Source organism: Mesorhizobium sp. WSM4845, assembly GCF_055811455.1.
On the sequence record NZ_JBVVQA010000007.1, the window covers coordinates 146531 to 161768 of the forward strand.

Consider the following 15238-nt stretch of genomic DNA (forward strand, 5'->3'; position numbering starts at 1 on the left):
CTTTGCCCGAACGAACGGGTCAGTAACGCAAGCTCTGACGTCTTCCGTTCTTCGAAGCAAAGGATGATTCCATGCGCGATTTCCGCGATGCAAAAGCCATGGCGCAAACGCTGTCCGAAGCGCTGAGCGCCAAATCCGTTTCCCTGTCCCACAGCGAAAGCCTCGAGCTCATTGCTAGGGTCCTCGGCTTGCGCGACTGGAACGTATTGGCTGCAAGGATTCAGGCGAGCCAACCAGTCGGTGCTGGGCCCAGAAACCCGGCGCCCGAGGCCAGCCCGCCCCCGTCCTCCGGCGCGGATCTGCCGATTTTTCCAATGCGGGATTTCGTGCTCTTTCCGCAAATGACTGTTCCGGTCTTCGTGAGCCGCGACAAAACGCGGCGCGCAGTGAAGCACGCGATGGCAGGCGACCGCCGCGTTCTTGTGGTCGCACAGAGGCAGGCGACCGACGACGATCCCGGCAACCTCGATTCTCTCTATCCGGTGGGTGTCACGGCTAGCGTGATAAACTGCCAGACGCAGGTGGATGGGGTACTCAAGGTCTCGGTCTCCGGCCTCCAGCGAGCCGCGATCCTTCACCTGGTCAACGCCGACTTTCTGGCGGCGGAGGTCGCGCCAGTCGAAGAGCAGCGTCGCCAATCGGCGGAGGCGGTAGCACGTTCGAGCGCGGTTCTCGATACATATCAGAGCTATGCCAACATCGATTTTTCCTCGCTTCCACGAAGGGCCAAGGCGCGACTCGGCCTGCCCTCAATCGGCGATCCCGGTGTCCTAGCCGATACGCTCGCGCCGCTGCTGTCGATCAGTATCGAACAGAAGCAGCAGCTTCTGGAAACCAGCGATGTCGTCGCCCGGCTTGAAAAGATCCTCGACCTGATGAAGGCTAGCCGGCCTGAGAATGGGCCAGAGCCAGCCGGCTGACGGGTGCTAATTCGCCGGCTTGCGTGGGGGATAGCCGTTGGGGTGCGGCGGGATGGCCTTCAGATAGGCCGCGATCGCCGCACGGTCGTTCGGTGCCAACTCGGCCATGTTTCTCTGCACGTCGACCATGGCGCCACTGACGGAATCGAAATCCGGGGTGAAGCCGGTCTCCAGAAAGTAGGCTATGTCGGCCTCCGACCAGTCACCGAGCCCGCCTTCGCCCGAAGTGATGTTCGGCACGATGCCGCTGCCTTCGGCAGCGGTGGCTCCGGCCAGCCACTCGCTCTTCCTGGTGCCGCCAGCAAAATCGCGCGGCGTGTGGCATTCACCGCAATGGCCGGGCCCTTCGACCAGATAACGGCCGGCCATCACCGGATCCGGCGTGCCATCGGGGAAGGAAACCACCGGCTGGTCACTCAAATAGAGACGTTTCCACAGCCCGATGCCGCGACGGATGTTGAATGGGAACCCCAGCGAATTGGGCGGCGCCTTGCCCGCCACCGCCGGAAGCGTTTTCAGGAAGGCATGGAGATCGGCAATGTCGGCCGGCTTCATGCGTGCGTAGGACGCATAGGGAAACGCCGGATAGAAGTGCTCGCCGCTCGGCGACACGCCCTTCAGCATGGCGTTGGCGAGGTTTTCGACCGACCAGCCGCCGATACCGTCCGTGGCATCCTGCGAGATGTTCGGTGGCACGAAGATGCCGAACGGCGTCTTGAGTTCGAGACCGCCGGCCAGTTGAAGGCGGGCGTCGCCTTGCGAGCCTGGCTTCGCATGACAGGACGTGCAGCCGCCGGCATAAAAAATGCGCTTGCCCCTGGCGGCATCGCCGGGGCCGAGCTGCGCCAGAGCCTCGCTGTCGAGCCTGACCGGCGCCGACAGGAACCAGCCGGCAACCGCGCCGGCGACGCCCAGAACGAGGGCGGCGCCGACGAGTTTTTTCAGCAGGCGCATCGCCCGCTATCAGCCCTTCTTAATCCTGTATGTCTTGTGGCAGGTGCCGCAATCGCCGCCTATGGTGTTGAACCCCGCCTTGAAGGCATCGACGTCGGCAGGAGCGGCGGCCGCCGCAGCCTTGACGTCGGCGAGATATTTTTCTTCCACCGCCTTGAAGCCGGCCATATCGTCCCAGATTTTTGGGGCAGCTGTGGTGTCGCCGGTGTCGCTGCCAGCCGGGAAAAGAGTGTCGACGTTTGCATGGAACTTCTCGGCGTTTGCCTCCAGCGCCTTCAACGCCGCCAGCACGGCCGCTGCGTCGTAAGGGGTCTCGCCCTTGACGACTTTCGACAATTGGCCGGCGATCTTTCCACGTTCCTTCATAATGGCCTGCCGCTCCTGGATCGGATCGGCAAACGCCGCCGAACCGGCGAAGGCGAGCATCGAGATGGCGAGGATAAGCTTTCTCATTCAACTGGCTCCATGGTGAAGATGTTTCGGGTGAAGGTCCGACTGATCCATAACGGCAAAACTGGCTTGAAAATTCCGGAAATTCGCCTCACGCTTGTGTGAATTTTTCGCGACGGTCGTTGGAAAAGGGCGGCCGATCATTTGGCACATAGAGAAAAGCCCCGGTTTTGCCGGGGCTCTTCTGCAACTCAGTCAGGCCTACGCCTTTTCGTAGAGCTCGAGGACATGGTCCCAGTTGATGAGATTGTCGACGAAGGCTTCGAGATATTTCGGCCGGGCGTTGCGATAGTCGATGTAATAGGAGTGCTCCCAGACATCGACGCCCAGGATTGGGGTCGCGCCATGGACCAGCGGGTTCTCGCCGTTCGGGCTCTTCGAGATCGCCAGCTTGCCGTCCTTGACCGAAACCCAGGCCCAGCCCGAACCGAACTGGGTGGTGCCGGCGGCGATGAAATCGGCCTTGAACTTGTCGTAACCGCCAAGATCGCTGTCAAACGCCTTTTGCAGCGCGCCGGGCAATTTGTTGCCGCCGCCGGCCTTCTTCATCCACTGCCAGAAGTGGATGTGATTGTAGTGCTGGCCGGCATTGTTGAAGAGCCCGGGGTTCTTGCCGAAGGATTGTTTCACAATCTCTTCGACCGACAAATCGCCGAGCCCGGCTTCGGCAGCCAGCTTGTTGCCGTTGTCGACATAGGCCTTGTGGTGCTTGTCGTGGTGATACTCCAGCGTCTCCTTCGACATGTAAGGCTGCAATGCCTCGTAGTCATAGGGCAAGGCGGGCAATTCAAAAGCCATCGGTCGTACTCCTCGTGGAAAAAATCCGGTGTCGATACCGGACTAACATAGGTCTGGATTGGTGTGGAGCAACTCCGGAACGAAGCGCCGGTTCGCTTTTTAGCCAGTCAGCCGGCCGAAGTCGAATGCGCCCACTCCCAATAGAGTTCGCGCGCCTTTTTCGCTACAGGCCCGGGCTGGAGATTGCGATCCTCGATGCGGGTGACCGGCACGACTTTCGAGTGGTTTCCGGTCGAGAATATCTCGTCGGCTTCGAGGAATTCGCGCACCGACAGCGCCTTTTCGATGGTCTTGAAGCCATATTCGTCAAGCAGCGTCATCGTCCGCGAACGGGTGATGCCGGACAGGAACGTGCCGTTCGGCGCCGGCGTCAGGACATGGCCATCCTTGACCAGGAAAATGTTCGAGGTTCCGGTCTCGGCGACATTGCCCAGCATGTCGAGCACCAGCGCGTTGTCGAAGCCGCGCATCTTGGCTTCGAGGATGGCACGACCATTGTTCGGATAAAGGCAGCCGGCCTTGGCGTTGGTCGGCATGGTCTCGATGGTCGGGCGCCGGAACGGCGAGACGGTGACAGAAAAGCCTGCCGGCGAGATCATCGGCGATTCATAGAGGCAAAGGCAGAACCGGGTCGAGGCCGGATCTGCCGGCACGCCCATATAGCCACCATGTTCGGCCCAGTACATCGGCCTTATGTAGACCGCCGTCTTGCCGTCGAACTTCTTCAGCCCGTCCCAGGTCAGCCCGACGATCTTTTCGGCGCTCATGGATGGTTTGAGAGCAAGCGCGATCGCCGAGGCGTTCACCCTGGCGGCGTGGCGGTCGAGGTCGGGGGCGACGCCCTCGAACCAGCGGGCGCCGTCGAACACGCTGGTGCCGAGCCACATGGCATGGCTGCGCGGCCCCAGAATGGCGACGTTGCCGTCATACCAGTCGCCATCCACGAAGGTCCATGTCGCGGATTGCGCCGCAGCCGCCAGTGTCATCGCTTGATTCCGCGTTTCAGAGCTGTCTTGTCTCGCCATTGGAAGATGCTTTGGCGTCTGCCGTCAACTGATATGGCTGAGATTTGTTAAGGCCAGCGGCATGCGAAATTGCAATCCGTGCTTGCGCCTGGCCTTGCCTCGCCGCAAAACTGTCACCATGCAACATGCGGCTTACGTTTTCGACGCTTACGGAACGCTGTTCGACGTGCACGCAGCCGTCCGCCGTCATGCCGACCAGATCGGACCGGACGGCCAGCTCCTGTCGGAGATCTGGCGCGCCAAACAATTGGAATATTCCTGGGTGAGGACGCTGATGGGCGCCTACGCCGATTTCTGGCAACTCACCGAACAGGCGCTGGATTTCGCCTTGCGCAAGGTTCCCTCCGCGGACAAGGGACTGAGGGCCAAGCTGCTCGACGCCTATTGGCGGCTGGACTGCTATCCGGAGGTGCCGGCCGTGCTCAAGGCGCTCAAAGCATCTGGCGCCAAGCTGGCGATCCTATCCAACGGCTCGCCTGAAATGCTGGAAGCGGCGGTCAAATCGGCCGCGCTCGACCAGGTTCTGGACGACATCTATTCCGTCGAGGCCGTCAAGCGCTTCAAGGCCGATCCGTCGGTCTACGATATGGTCACGACAGGCTGGCGTCTCTATCCGGGTGCGGTGTCGTTTCAGTCATCCAACCGCTGGGACGTCGCCGGCGCCACCAAATTCGGGTTCCGGACAGTCTGGATCAACCGCTCCGACCAGCCCGAGGAATACCGGGACTTTCCGCCGGCCCTGATCCTGCCCTCGCTCGAAGGCCTGCTCGCCGCAGGCTGACACATGAGCCCAAATCGGAATCGATCTTTGGAAAGGATCATTACGCGCGGCGCTGCGGGCCTGTTGCCTCGGCGCAACAGGGGCTGAACCGTCACAGCTTTGCCTTTGTTTGTTCACCCTCAGGCCAGAATCGGAACCGCCTATCGCGCCAGGCATTGGTAGGGCTGGCGCGCCGTACTGATTGGCGTATTCATGTTCTGTTTCGATATGAGACTTAAAAAAGGCAACGATGTTCACAACCGAAATCGCCTCCTATCGCCTAAGCCGTCGTGGCTTTCTCAACGCCGCTGCGCTCGGCGCCGCCTCGATTGCGGTTTCCGCCTGCACCACGACGGCAGGCCGGCCTGTCGAGCCGCCGCCGCCTGCCAACGTCGAGCCGCCGCTCATGGACTATGCAACAATGTACGGTCCGGTCAGCGACAATGGGTTCGAGCTGCCGGGCATACCCTACGAGAAAATCGACGAGCAATTTCTGCGTCAGATCGTTCCCGATCCGACCGGCCAAGCGCCCGGCACCATCGTCGTCGATACGGCCGGCCACCACCTCTATTTCGTGCGTCCGGGCGGACAAGCCATTCGTTATGGGGTCGGGCTGGGTCGCGCCGGTTTCGAATGGTCTGGCGATGCCGTCGTCCAGTGGAAGCAGAAGTGGCCGAAATGGACGCCGCCGGCCGAAATGATCGCCCGCCAGCCCGAGTACGCAAAATACAGCGCCGAGAATGGCGGCATGCCCGGCGGGCTCACCAATCCGCTCGGAGCGCGGGCGCTGTATCTCTTCGAGGGCAACGAGGACACGCTTTACCGCCTGCACGGCTCGCCGGAGTGGTTCTCCATAGGCAAATCAGTGTCATCTGGCTGCGTTCGCTTGATAAATCAGGACATTATCGACCTTTATGACCGTGTGCCCAACAAGACGCCGGTGATCGTTACCTCCGGTGTCGGTCAGGAACTGGTTGCCACGGCAGACCGCAAAGCCATTCCAATCGATGCGGGCGTCCCGGAAGGATCCATCCTGCTCGGCCCGGCAAGGGCGATCTCGGACCCGATCTTCTGAGCTGGTCGAAGGCGCTGGAGCGGCGGACTTTCGGCGCCGCGAATTTCCGGTCCGATGCTTTTCCCCGAGCATCGGATTCTCGCAAAACCGGTGCCCGGTTTTGGGTCCGATGCGGTGCTTTCAGCGCCGCCCCCTGGCCAGGCTGCCGAGGATGCCGCGCACGATCGCCCGTCCAACCGACGTGCCGACCGAGCGAACCACCGATTTGATCGCCGCCTCCGCCACCGTTTGGCGATTGGACGCTCGTGGCGCCGGTGCTCGCCTGCCGCCGGTGGGCTGGGGGGCGGGATCGTCATTGCCGAAGCCTGGAATGGTCCAGCGCGAGCCGCCGCTCTCCTGCTGCTGTGCCTCCGCGTCCAACGCATCCTTGGCTTTTTTCTGCAGCATCTCGAAAGCCGATTCGCGATCGACGGTCTGATCGTACTGCCCCACAACCGGGCTCTCGGTGATCAGCGTGCGGCGCTCGTCAGGCGTGATCGGGCCAAGTCGCGACGACGGCGGGCGAACCAGCGTCCGCTGGACCATGGACGGAACACCTTTGGCTTCCAGCGTCGAGACCAGCGCCTCGCCGGTGCCGAGCTGCGTGATCACGGTAGCACAGTCGAAGTCGGGATTGGGCCTGAACGTCTCGGCGGCGGTCCTCACGGCCTTCTGCTCCCGTGGCGTGTAGGCGCGCAGGGCGTGCTGCACCCGGTTGCCGAGCTGGGCCAGAACGGTTTCGGGGATATCCAGCGGATTCTGGGTGACGAAGTAGACGCCGACGCCCTTCGAACGGATCAGGCGGACCACCTGTTCGACGCGGTCGATCAGCACCTTCGGCGCGTCATCGAACAGAAGGTGCGCCTCGTCGAAGAAAAAGACCAGCTTTGGCTTGTCGGGATCGCCGACTTCGGGCAGCTCCTCGAATAGTTCCGACATCAGCCACAACAGGAATGTCGCATAGAGCCGGGGATTCATCATCAGCTTGTCGGCGGCCAGCACGCTGATCGCGCCGCGCCCGTCGCGGGTGGTGCGCATGATGTCGGCGATCCGCAATGCCGGCTCGCCGAAGAAATTCGTCGCGCCCTGCTGCTCCAAAACCAGCAGCGTGCGCTGGATTGCGCCAACCGAAGGTTTCGTCACATTGCCGTAGCGAGCGCCGATTTCTTCGGCGCGTTCGGCGATGTTGGCAAGAAGCGCTTGCAGGTCCTTCAGGTCCAGCAGCAACAAGCCCTCTTCGTCGGCGATGCGGAAGGCGATGTTCATGATGCCTTCCTGCGCCTCGGACAGGTTCATAAGCCGCGACAGCAGCAGCGGCCCCATTTCCGAGACGGTGGCGCGGATCGGATGGCCCTGCTCGCCGAAAAGATCCCAGAATATGACCGGAAATTCCTGGAAATCATAGGGATCGAGCTTGACCTGCTCGGCGCGCTTGACCAGAAAATCCTGTGCCGCGCCCATCATGGCGATACCGGACAGGTCGCCCTTGATGTCGGCGCAGAAGACCGGCACGCCGGCATTGGAGAAACCTTCCGCCAAAATCTGCAAGCTCACGGTCTTGCCGGTGCCGGTCGCGCCGGTGACCAGGCCATGACGATTGCCATACTGAAGCAGCAGGTTTTCGGCGCGCTGGTAGCTGTCATCAGGCTTTCGGCTGGCTCCGATGAAAATACTGGTGTCGTCAGCCATGTGTCGGGTCTCCGCAACCTGAAGTGTTGAATGCCCTGATCTATTGAAAGTAGCGGGGCTCGCCGCAGGTATAATGACGCCATTGCGCAGCGACAATGGCCATGGTCGAAATTGGGTTTTGGAGCTTGCGGATTTTGCGCATGTTTGGCAATCGGTTGACGGTTCACCGTCGCAGGGCGCGTGTTGCATTGTGATATTCGACGGGGAACCGTAGACTGACGTTCCAGGCCTATCGGCCGAGAAGACGAGGAGAGCGGATGGCCGGTGCCTTGAACCACGATGCCGAACTTCCGAACCCTGACCGGCAGCGGTGGCTGGCCCTTGCGGAAAAAGCCCTGGCCGGCGGATCCTTCGAGGAAAAACTCGTATCCCATACGGACGATGGCATCCGCATCGAACCGCTTTATGATCGTTCGGTCACCGCAGAGCCTCTTCCACGGGCAAACCCCGGATCGCCGTGGATCGTCAGCCAGCGTATCGACGATCCGGATGTCGGCCGCGGCAAAGCCCAGGCCCTGGAGGACGTCGCACAGGGCGCCACCGGATTGTCGCTTGTCTTCGAAGGCGCGCCGAATGCGTTCGGCTACGGCCTGCCGAGGACTGCCGAGGCGCTGGAGACCGTGCTGGACGGCGTGCCGCTCAACCGCATCCAGGTCCGCATCGACGCGCATCCCTGGAGCCGCGCCGTGGCCGACTGGCTGGTTGCGTTCTTGAGCAAGCGCCGGTCAGACCCGGCAAAGCTCAACCTGTCCTTCGGCATCGACCCGGCGGCGATCTTTGCCGGAACCGGCCGGTTGCGGATGTCGATCGAGGCCTTGCAGGCGTCAATGCCGCAGTCCCTGGCGCACTTTTTCTCGATGGGCGTGCCCGGGGTCCTGCTGGAGGCAGACGGACGCGTCTTTCACAATGCCGGTGCCACCGAAGCGCAGGAGCTGGGCACCATGATGGCTTCGGCGGTCTCCTATCTCCGGATGTTTGAGGAGGCGCGCCAGCCGCTTGTCTATGCGGCGCCCCATATTGGCTTTGCGCTGAGCGTCGACCAGGACCAGTTCGTATCGATGGCCAAGGTCAGGGCCCTGCGCAGGCTGTGGGCGCGGGTCCAGGAGGCATGCTCGATCTCCGCCGCCACCGCCAACATCCATGCCGAGACATCGTTCCGCATGATGACCTCGGCGGATCCGGAGACGAACATCCTGCGCACCACGATCGCCGCTTTTGCCGCGGCAGCCGGCGGGGCGGACTCGGTCTCCATCCTGCCTCATACGATCGCGCATGGCCTGCCGGCGGGCTTTGCCCGCCGTGTTGCCCGCAATACGCAACTGATCATGGCCAACGAAAGCCATATCGATCATGTCGCCGACCCTGCTTGCGGTTCGGGCGCCGTTGAAGCGCTGACTGGCGAACTCGGTGAAGCTGCGTGGGAAGAATTCCAGCGGATCGAGGCGGAAGGCGGCGTGCTGTCCAGCCTGCAGCAAGGACACATCCAGAAACGGGTTCAGGCGGCCTCCGCCCGCCGCAATGCTGCCTATCAGGCGGGCGAGCGGGCCATCATCGGCACGACGCTTCACCCGTCGAAGATCGAACGTCCGGTCGAAACCTTGGCGGCGGAGCGGCGGCCCTCGGTCACCGAGGGCGTCGCGGTGTGCGAGCCGCTGTTTCCGATCCGTATCGATCAATCGATCGGAGCAGCATCATGATTCCGGATTTCAGCCAGATCGGCTGGTCGGCGCCGCGCCGGACGCCGATTGAGGTCAAGGGCCAGCGGATGACCCCGGAAGGACTGGCCATCAAGCATCTGTACAACCAGGGCGACCTCAAGGGATTGCCGCATCTCGACACTTATCCGGGCCTGCCGCCATTCGTGCGCGGCCCCTACCCGACCATGTATGTCCAGCAGCCGTGGACGATCAGGCAATATGCCGGCTTCTCGACGGCGGAAGAGTCGAACGCCTTTTACCGGCGCAACCTCGCGGCCGGCCAGAAGGGACTGTCGGTCGCTTTCGACCTTGCCACGCATCGCGGCTACGACAGCGATCATCCGCGCGTTGCCGGTGATGTCGGCATGGCAGGCGTCGCCATCGATTCCATCCTCGACATGCGCCAGCTCTTCGACGGCATCCCGCTTGACGAGATGACGGTGTCGATGACCATGAACGGCGCGGTGCTGCCGATCATGGCGCTCTACATCGTCGCCGCGGAAGAACAGGGCGTTGCGCAAAAGAACCTCGCCGGGACCATTCAGAACGACATTCTGAAAGAGTTCATGGTGCGCAACACCTACATCTATCCGCCAAAACCTTCGATGCGGATCGTGTCGGACATCTTCTCCTATACGTCGCAGCACATGCCGAAGTTCAATTCGATTTCGATCTCCGGCTATCACATGCAGGAGGCAGGGGCGACCGCCGACCTCGAGCTCGCCTACACGATCGCCGATGGAATCGAATATGCCCGCGCCGGTGTCGCGGCGGGTCTCGATATCGACCGTTTTGCGCCGCGCCTGTCCTTCTTCTGGGCGATCGGCATGAACTTCTTCATGGAGGTCGCCAAGCTGAGGGCAGCCCGCCTTTTGTGGTCGACCCTGATGCTGAAGAACTTCTCGCCGAAGGACGAGCGCTCGCTGTCGCTGCGCACCCATTGCCAGACTTCGGGCTGGTCGCTAACGGCGCAGGACCCTTACAACAACATCATTCGCACCATGATCGAGGCGATGGCGGCGACGCAGGGTCATACGCAATCGCTGCACACCAACGCCTTCGACGAGGCGATGGCGCTGCCGACCGACCATTCGGCCCGCATCGCCCGCAACACGCAGCTCATCCTGCAAAAGGAATCCGGCACCACTCGTATCATCGACGCGTGGGGCGGCTCTGCCTATCTCGAACGGCTGACGCATGATCTGGCGGCGCGCGCGCTTGCCCATATCGAAGAGGTCGAGAGCCTGGGCGGCATGGCCGCCGCAACCGAAAAAAACATACCGAAGCTGCGCATCGAGGAGGCCGCCGCGCGCACGCAGGCGCGGATCGATTCCGGCGAGCAGATCCTGGTCGGCGTCAACGCCCATCGTCCCGAGACGGATATCAAAGTCGACGTGCTGAAGATCGACAACGCCGAAGTCAGGGCCCGGCAATTGTCGAAACTGCAGCGGCTGAAAGGCACGCGCGACGTCGGCGCCGTCGAGAGCGCACTGAGTGCGCTGAGCCGGGCTGCGGAGAGCGGCGAAAATCTGCTGGATTTCGCCATTCGCGCCGCACGCGCCAACGCCACGGTCGGCGAGATTTCACTGGCGCTGGAAAAGGTTTTTGGCCGCCATGTCGCCTCCGTCCAGACGATCTCCGGCGTCTATCGCAAGGCGCTCGGCGACAATCCGGCGGTCGATCGGCTGCAGGACAAGATCGTCGCGTTCGAGGAGAAGTCCGGCGGCAAGCCACGCATTCTCGTCGCCAAGATGGGACAGGATGGCCACGATCGCGGCCAGAAAGTGATCGCCACCGCCTTTGCCGATCTAGGCTTCGACGTCACCGTCGGGCCGATGTTCCAGACGCCGGACGAGATCGCGAGGCTTGGCGTCGAGCACGACGTGCATATCATTGGCGCCTCGTCGCTGGCGGCGGGCCATTTGACGCTCATTCCCGAACTCAGGGACGCGCTGAAGAAGCTTGGCCGCGACGATATGCTGATCGTTGCCGGCGGCGTCATCCCGCCGCAGGATTATGAGGCGGTACGGCAGGCAGGGGCGGCGGAGATCTTCCCGCCAGGCACGGTTATTCCCGAGGCCGCCGACCGGCTGATGGACCGGCTGCTGCAGGCTGGCTGAATTGTTATAATCCATGTTGCAACGACCGACAGTTGAGTTATAATTGGCGTTGCAACAGAGGCTGAATCCATGAACACGACCATTCGCAAAATCGGCAATTCCGAAGGCGTGATCCTGCCCAAGGAAATTCTCGATCACCTGAATCTGAAGGCCGGCGATCAGCTTGAGATCGTCGAAACGAGCAAGGGCATCACCCTTCGGCCAGTGGACGACAGCTTCGAGCGGCAGATGGAAGCTGCTCGCCAAGTCATGGACAAATACAAAGTCGCGCTTCAGAAGCTCGCCGAATGAGCTGGGAGTTCCTGAGCCGGCGTGCGGTCGAAGCGATGCACGCCGAGCAGTTGCGTTGGCACGGCGGCGCGCACGGTTTGAGGGATGAGAATGCCCTCGAATCGGCGCTCGCCCGAGCCGAGAACAAGGCGAACTATGGTGATCCATCGATCGAGGATCTGGCGGCGGCCTATATCTTCGGCATCGCCAGAAATCACGCCTTTGTCGACGGCAACAAGCGCGCGGCCATCGTCGCCGCCGGCGCGTTCCTGATTGTCAACGGCTATGTGCTGACGGCCGACAACGGCGCGATCTATGAGTTCGTCATGGGCGTCGCCGCCGGCGAAATCGACGAGGCGGGTGCTGCGGCGTTCTTCCGCGACCATGTCGTCAAGGTCGAGGGCTAATGTGCGTCGCGTTCGGGATGGATTCCCGCGACGCGCTTTAAGTTCTCGTTTTTATGCAGTCGCTATCGCAAAACCGCTGCGCACCCTCGGGTCAGGCCCGCATGCTTTTGGGGCGACATGCATTAGCTGTCGGAGAGCTTCACAATCTCCCACTCCCTGCCGTTCACCACGGCAATTTCGCCGACCTTCTTGCCGAACAAGGCCAAGGCCATCGGTGAAACATGGGAAATCGTCCCCTTGGCCGGATCGGCCTCATCCTCGCCGACAATCCTCCAGTGCACCTTCCTGCCGTCCTCGCCTTCCAGCGTGACGCCCATGCCGAAGCGAACCAGGTCGCTGCCCGGTTCCGGCACGGAAAGCTCGGCGCTTTCACGCCGCGCGGTCCAGTAGCGCAGGTCGCGCGAGATGAGCGCGATGCGCTCGCGGTCGGCCCTCTTTTCCGCTCTGCCCAGATCGTCGCGCAGGGCAGCCAGTTCGGCGTCGATCAGCGCCAGGCCGCGTTGCGTCACCAGATTGCGATGGTGGCTGATCGGCCGCTCGCCGATGCCGGCGATGGCGTTTTCGCTATCCTCTTCGCGCGTGAAGGCTCTGCTCATCAGTCGAGCTTATGCCTCGCGTGGCGACTCCACAAGCTATTGCCGGATCTGCCGATCCGGCGTGACACGATTCCTGCGGCGCGACGGGAGGACGCTGGGATTTGTGTGGCTTTGCGCAACTGACCGTCGGACGCAATCATGCGAGCTGAATGCCCGTTCTCAGTCCAGCGCAGCAGTAGGGCGGAGTGAGCCGACCTTGGCGCCGATCCGGCTTTCTATGGGCGGATGTGCCTCTTCGGTCAGTATCGCCGCCAGCGCCTTGTCGGCGTGCAAAAACCTGGCCAGCACGGCCGCGACCGTGACTTCAGCGGCGCGGCCGGCGCCATCATCGCATTTCAGCGCAATGCCTAGGCCAAGCTCGGGAAGTGCCGCGCAATAGACGCCTTCGGCCCCTCCCTTCACAAAAATCCGGCCTGACGCGGCCTGCATCAGCGCAACATCAGCCCTGCCCGTGCCGGCGACCAGAAATGGCTCGGCCATGCAGGCGGAAAGCAGTCGCTTTGCAGCCTTGGCGCGCACGGGTTCAAAGCCGGCACCGGTCGCCATGCGGGCAAAGCCGAGGGCGAAGCTGCGCAGCGGCACGGCATAGGTCGGGATCGAGCAGCCGTCGGTGCCGCAATGATCGACATCATGGGCGGCACCGGTCACCGCTTGCATCGCATCGCGCACCATCTCCTGCGAGGCATGGCCGGATTTGACGTAGCCGCGATGGGCGACCCCGGCATGGACGCAGGTGCAGAGGAAGCCCGCATGCTTGCCGGAACAATTGTTGTGCAGCGCGTTTGGCAAATTGCCGTTGCTGGCCAGCGCAACGGTCGCGTCATGGCTGGACGGCCAATGCGCGCCGCATTCCAGTGCCGCCACGTCCAGCCCGGCCTTGGCCAGCATCGCCCGCACCAGTTCGACATGCGCCGGCTCGCCGGAATGCGAAGCGCAGGCCAGCGCCAGTTCGCGGTCGCCGAAACCGTACGCATCGGCGGCGCCGCTTTCGACCAGCGGCAGCGCCTGGATCGCCTTGACCGCCGAGCGCGGGAACACCGGGCGAGCCGTATCGCCGATTTCCCAGACCGGCTTGCCATCGGCATCGAAGACCGCAATGGCGCCACGATGCGCGCTCTCGACCACGGCGCCTCGCAAAACTTCGACCAGAACCGGATTTGTCATGAATTCCCCGCTAACGCACGACCTCGAAAATCGGATTCGATTTTCGAAAAGGATCATGCGTAAAATCAAAGTGTTACAGCGTCCTTTGCGCGCCCGGAAGGGCGCGCGGCGCTGTAATGCGGGCGGGTTTTATCTGATCCGATCGAGAATGGAAACATAGCTGGCGACCGCGGCACCGCCCATGTTGAAGATGCCGCCGAGCTTTGCTCCGGGCACCTGGATGCCGCCGGCCTCGCCGACGAGCTGCATGGCGCTCAGCACATGCATCGACACGCCGGTGGCGCCGATCGGATGGCCCTTGGCCTTCAGCCCGCCTGACGGATTGACCGGCAGCCGGCCGTCCTTCGCCGTCTCGCCGTCCAGCGCCAGTTTTGCGCCCTCGCCCGGTTTGGCCAGGCCCATCGCCTCATATTCGATCAGCTCGGCGATGGTGAAGCAGTCATGCGTCTCGACGAAGGAAAGATCGTCGAGCGTCACACCGGCCTTGTTCAGCGCCTGATTCCACGCCTGCTCGCAACCCTCGAATGCCAGGATGTCACGCTTCGACATCGGCAGGAAATCCTGCACATGCTCGTTGGCGCGGAAAGCGACGGCGCGGCGCATCTTCAATGCCGTCGCCGTGTCGGCAAGCACCAGGGCAGCGGCGCCGTCCGAGACCAGCGAGCAGTCGGTACGCTTCAGGGGACCGGCGACGAAGGGGTTCTTCTCACTCTCGTGCCGGCAGAACTCATAGCCGAAATCCTTGCGCATCTGCGCGTAGGGATTGTCGACGCCGTTCCTGTGGTTCTTGGCGGCGATCATCGCCAGCGCGTCCGACTGGTCGCCATAGCGTTGGAAATAGGCTTGGGCGATCTGGCCGAAAACGCCGGCGAAGCCTGCCGGCGTGTCGCCCTCCTCAGGCAGATACGAGGCCTTGAGAAGATTCTTGCCGATTTCCGGACCTGATGTCGTCGTCATCTGCTCGGCGCCGACCACCAGCACGATACGCGCCGCATTGGCGTCGATGGCGCGGATGCCTTGCCTGACCGCCGCCGAGCCGGTGGCGCAGGCGTTCTCGACCCGCGTCGCCGGCTTGAAGCGAAGCCGGTCGTCGGCCTGCAGGACCAGGCTTGCGGTGAAATCCTGTGCGGAAAAGCCAGCATTGAAGTGGCCGAGCACGATCTCGTCGACCTCGTCCGGACCGATGCCGGCATGATCGAGCGCCTCGCTAGCCACCTTGGTGATCAGGCCCTCCAGCGTCTCGCCTTCGAGCTTGCCGAAGCGCGAATGCGCCCAGCCGACGATGCATGCTGTCATGATTATCTCCATCCCTGCGGGCCGGGCTACGCGATGTC

General features: G+C 62.6%; 15 protein-coding genes. 7 read left to right on the plus strand and 8 right to left on the minus strand.

Annotation, left to right across the window (positions count from 1 at the left end; translation table 11 throughout):
• The first annotated feature begins 71 nt into the window (after positions 1–71).
• Positions 72–920 (plus strand): LON peptidase substrate-binding domain-containing protein, encoded by an 849-nt coding sequence (locus AC0L2C_RS10970; RefSeq protein WP_473523354.1) that lies wholly within the window; start codon positions 72–74, stop codon positions 918–920.
• 6 nt (positions 921–926) lie between these two features.
• Here AC0L2C_RS10970 and AC0L2C_RS10975 read toward each other — a convergent pair whose 3' ends face one another.
• From AC0L2C_RS10975 to AC0L2C_RS10990, 4 genes are all read right to left on the minus strand, one after another.
• On the minus strand, positions 927–1874 hold the full coding sequence (locus tag AC0L2C_RS10975) for a cytochrome c (protein ID WP_473523355.1): 948 nt from the start codon (positions 1872–1874) through the stop codon (positions 927–929).
• 9 nt (positions 1875–1883) lie between these two features.
• Positions 1884–2327 (minus strand): c-type cytochrome, encoded by a 444-nt coding sequence (locus AC0L2C_RS10980; protein ID WP_091590353.1) that lies wholly within the window; start codon positions 2325–2327, stop codon positions 1884–1886.
• Between the two features lie 198 nt (positions 2328–2525).
• A complete protein-coding gene (locus AC0L2C_RS10985) occupies positions 2526–3122 on the minus strand; it encodes a superoxide dismutase (RefSeq protein ID WP_473523356.1) in 597 nt (198 codons plus the stop codon).
• Positions 3123–3229: 107 nt separating this feature from the next.
• Positions 3230–4108, minus strand: a complete 879-nt coding sequence (locus AC0L2C_RS10990) for a branched-chain amino acid aminotransferase (RefSeq protein WP_473523357.1) — start codon at positions 4106–4108, stop codon at positions 3230–3232.
• Between the two features lie 157 nt (positions 4109–4265).
• Between AC0L2C_RS10990 and AC0L2C_RS10995 the strand changes: the two genes are divergently transcribed.
• Together AC0L2C_RS10995 and AC0L2C_RS11000 are read left to right on the plus strand one after the other, a co-directional pair.
• Positions 4266–4928 (plus strand): haloacid dehalogenase type II, encoded by a 663-nt coding sequence (locus AC0L2C_RS10995; RefSeq protein WP_023800845.1) that lies wholly within the window; start codon positions 4266–4268, stop codon positions 4926–4928.
• 229 nt (positions 4929–5157) lie between these two features.
• Positions 5158–5982, plus strand: coding sequence for a L,D-transpeptidase (locus AC0L2C_RS11000; protein ID WP_473523358.1), 825 nt, complete (start codon positions 5158–5160; stop codon positions 5980–5982).
• Positions 5983–6102: 120 nt separating this feature from the next.
• Here AC0L2C_RS11000 and AC0L2C_RS11005 read toward each other — a convergent pair whose 3' ends face one another.
• A complete protein-coding gene (locus tag AC0L2C_RS11005) occupies positions 6103–7650 on the minus strand; it encodes a helicase HerA-like C-terminal domain-containing protein (RefSeq protein WP_128172653.1) in 1548 nt (515 codons plus the stop codon).
• Positions 7651–7907: 257 nt separating this feature from the next.
• Here AC0L2C_RS11005 and AC0L2C_RS11010 point away from each other — a divergent pair, with 257 nt between their 5' ends.
• From AC0L2C_RS11010 to AC0L2C_RS11025, 4 genes are all read left to right on the plus strand, one after another.
• Entirely contained in the window at positions 7908–9347 is a 1440-nt protein-coding gene (locus tag AC0L2C_RS11010) for a methylmalonyl-CoA mutase subunit beta (protein ID WP_473523359.1), read from the plus strand.
• Positions 9344–11467: a methylmalonyl-CoA mutase gene (gene scpA, locus AC0L2C_RS11015; RefSeq protein ID WP_473523360.1), complete on the plus strand. Its 2124-nt coding sequence runs from the start codon at positions 9344–9346 to the stop codon at positions 11465–11467. The genes AC0L2C_RS11010 and scpA overlap by 4 nt, the downstream gene beginning before the upstream one ends.
• A 69-nt stretch (positions 11468–11536) precedes the next feature.
• Positions 11537–11758 carry an AbrB/MazE/SpoVT family DNA-binding domain-containing protein gene (locus AC0L2C_RS11020; protein ID WP_473523361.1) on the plus strand — a complete coding sequence of 74 codons (222 nt, stop codon included), beginning with the start codon at positions 11537–11539 and terminating at the stop codon, positions 11756–11758.
• A complete protein-coding gene (locus AC0L2C_RS11025; RefSeq protein WP_473523362.1) occupies positions 11755–12144 on the plus strand; it encodes a type II toxin-antitoxin system death-on-curing family toxin in 390 nt (129 codons plus the stop codon). The genes AC0L2C_RS11020 and AC0L2C_RS11025 overlap by 4 nt, the downstream gene beginning before the upstream one ends.
• 122 nt (positions 12145–12266) lie before the next feature.
• On the opposite strand, the gene greA is transcribed toward AC0L2C_RS11025, so the two are convergent.
• From greA to AC0L2C_RS11040, 3 genes are all read right to left on the minus strand, one after another.
• Positions 12267–12740: a transcription elongation factor GreA gene (gene greA, locus AC0L2C_RS11030; RefSeq protein ID WP_023800852.1), complete on the minus strand. Its 474-nt coding sequence runs from the start codon at positions 12738–12740 to the stop codon at positions 12267–12269.
• Positions 12741–12899: 159 nt separating this feature from the next.
• Complete coding sequence (locus AC0L2C_RS11035) at positions 12900–13904, minus strand: asparaginase (RefSeq protein ID WP_473523363.1); 1005 nt, start codon at positions 13902–13904, stop codon at positions 12900–12902.
• Between the two features lie 129 nt (positions 13905–14033).
• Entirely contained in the window at positions 14034–15200 is a 1167-nt protein-coding gene (locus tag AC0L2C_RS11040; protein WP_473523364.1) for an acetyl-CoA acetyltransferase, read from the minus strand.
• Positions 15201–15238: the final 38 nt, after the last annotated feature.

Bases quoted from the DNA above. Each gene is read 5' to 3' on its own strand.
- scpA (WP_473523360.1), top strand. From the start codon at position 9,344: ATGATTCCGGATTTCAGCCAGATCGGCTGGTCGGCGCCGCGCCGGACG.
- AC0L2C_RS11040 (WP_473523364.1), bottom strand. From the start codon at position 15,200: ATGACAGCATGCATCGTCGGCTGGGCGCATTCGCGCTTCGGCAAGCTC.
- AC0L2C_RS10970 (WP_473523354.1), top strand. From the start codon at position 72: ATGCGCGATTTCCGCGATGCAAAAGCCATGGCGCAAACGCTGTCCGAA.
- AC0L2C_RS10985 (WP_473523356.1), bottom strand. From the start codon at position 3,122: ATGGCTTTTGAATTGCCCGCCTTGCCCTATGACTACGAGGCATTGCAG.
- AC0L2C_RS11005 (WP_128172653.1), bottom strand. From the start codon at position 7,650: ATGGCTGACGACACCAGTATTTTCATCGGAGCCAGCCGAAAGCCTGAT.
- AC0L2C_RS11020 (WP_473523361.1), top strand. From the start codon at position 11,537: ATGAACACGACCATTCGCAAAATCGGCAATTCCGAAGGCGTGATCCTG.
- AC0L2C_RS11025 (WP_473523362.1), top strand. From the start codon at position 11,755: ATGAGCTGGGAGTTCCTGAGCCGGCGTGCGGTCGAAGCGATGCACGCC.
- AC0L2C_RS11010 (WP_473523359.1), top strand. From the start codon at position 7,908: ATGGCCGGTGCCTTGAACCACGATGCCGAACTTCCGAACCCTGACCGG.
- AC0L2C_RS11000 (WP_473523358.1), top strand. From the start codon at position 5,158: ATGTTCACAACCGAAATCGCCTCCTATCGCCTAAGCCGTCGTGGCTTT.
- AC0L2C_RS11035 (WP_473523363.1), bottom strand. From the start codon at position 13,904: ATGACAAATCCGGTTCTGGTCGAAGTTTTGCGAGGCGCCGTGGTCGAG.
- greA (WP_023800852.1), bottom strand. From the start codon at position 12,740: ATGAGCAGAGCCTTCACGCGCGAAGAGGATAGCGAAAACGCCATCGCC.
- AC0L2C_RS10975 (WP_473523355.1), bottom strand. From the start codon at position 1,874: ATGCGCCTGCTGAAAAAACTCGTCGGCGCCGCCCTCGTTCTGGGCGTC.
- AC0L2C_RS10990 (WP_473523357.1), bottom strand. From the start codon at position 4,108: ATGACACTGGCGGCTGCGGCGCAATCCGCGACATGGACCTTCGTGGAT.
- AC0L2C_RS10980 (WP_091590353.1), bottom strand. From the start codon at position 2,327: ATGAGAAAGCTTATCCTCGCCATCTCGATGCTCGCCTTCGCCGGTTCG.
- AC0L2C_RS10995 (WP_023800845.1), top strand. From the start codon at position 4,266: ATGCAACATGCGGCTTACGTTTTCGACGCTTACGGAACGCTGTTCGAC.